The organism is Micromonospora sp. NPDC052213 (genome assembly GCF_040679695.1).
Lineage (GTDB): Bacteria > Actinomycetota > Actinomycetes > Mycobacteriales > Micromonosporaceae > Micromonospora.
In genome coordinates, this window is record NZ_JBFAVI010000390.1 from 1 (window position 1) to 1,126 (window position 1,126).

Consider the following 1,126-nt stretch of genomic DNA (forward strand, 5'->3'; position numbering starts at 1 on the left):
GCCGATCTTGAACTGCACCTCCATCCGGTGCTGGGACTGCCCGGCGGGCGCGATGGTGTAGCCGGTGCAGTCGACTTCGACGTACCAGATGTCGCCGGAGAACTGCTTCGCCGTCGACGGCGACGGGCAGCCCTGGGTGTAGCCGGGGGTGACGGTGACCGGTCCGGTGCCGTCGGGCCGGAAGAAGTACCGGAACTTTCCGGTGGTCAGCGCCCGGGCCGGGAACGCCGACTTGTTGTAGATGATCGCCTTCAGTCCGGTGGCGCGCGGCTCGGCCTGCATGACTGTGGTCTCCACGGTCATCTCGTCCATGTCGGGCGTCTCGGCGGACGGGAACCCGGCGCGCGGGCTGCCGCCGTACTCGTTGGCGAGCCGGGCCAGCGCGGAGGTGAAGCCGGCGTTGTAGTCGGTGGCCACCTCGTTCATCACGTAGTCCGACCGGCTGTCGGTGTACGCGTCGTTTGCCGATGACGGGCCGCCGACCAGCGCGCCGTAGAGCACGTGCCGGGTCTCGGTGGGCACGGTCTGGCAGTCCCACCAGGAGCCGTGCGCGGTGCGGTGGTGCGGGTTGCGCGGCGAGTTCGTGCCGAAGCCGATCTGGCAGCTGGAGTTGCGCGGGTTGTCGCCGAGCGCGTAGTTGATCTGCCGGACCGCGAAGTCGTGGTAGCGCGCCTTGCGCGTGGTGTCGGTGGTCTTGTCGCTGTAGACCAGCGCGGCGAACGCGGTGTTCGAGGCGTACCGCAGCGCGCCCCAGGAGTCGAGCACCGCCATCCCGCCGGGCGAGTACGGCACCCGCTGCCCGTTGACGCCCACTGTCCAGTAGTCCAGCCACCGGTTGGCGTCGTCGGCGTACTTCTGCTTGCCGGTCAGGTTGGCCAGCAGCACGTACGCGCCGAACTGCTTGTTGTCCCAGGCGATGGTCCACTTGTAGGAGCGGGTGGTGGACTGCGGCTCGGTGCCGAGCTTGTCGTACTCGCTCTCGGCCTTGGCCAGGTAGGTGGCGTCGCCGGTGGCCCGGTACAGCCAGATCGCGCCCCAGACCAGTTCGTCCTGGTAGCCGCTCCACGACTTGTAGAAGCTCGTCGCGTCGGTGATGCACTCGTGGTAGCTCTTCCGCACCGTGTCG

The 1,126-nt window shown here is 68.4% G+C and carries 1 protein-coding gene; it reads right to left on the bottom strand.

The features are described 5' to 3' along the window. On the bottom strand, positions 1 to 1,126 hold a 1,126-nt coding region (locus AB0L34_RS34195; RefSeq protein WP_363709818.1), incomplete at both ends, for a glycoside hydrolase family 9 protein.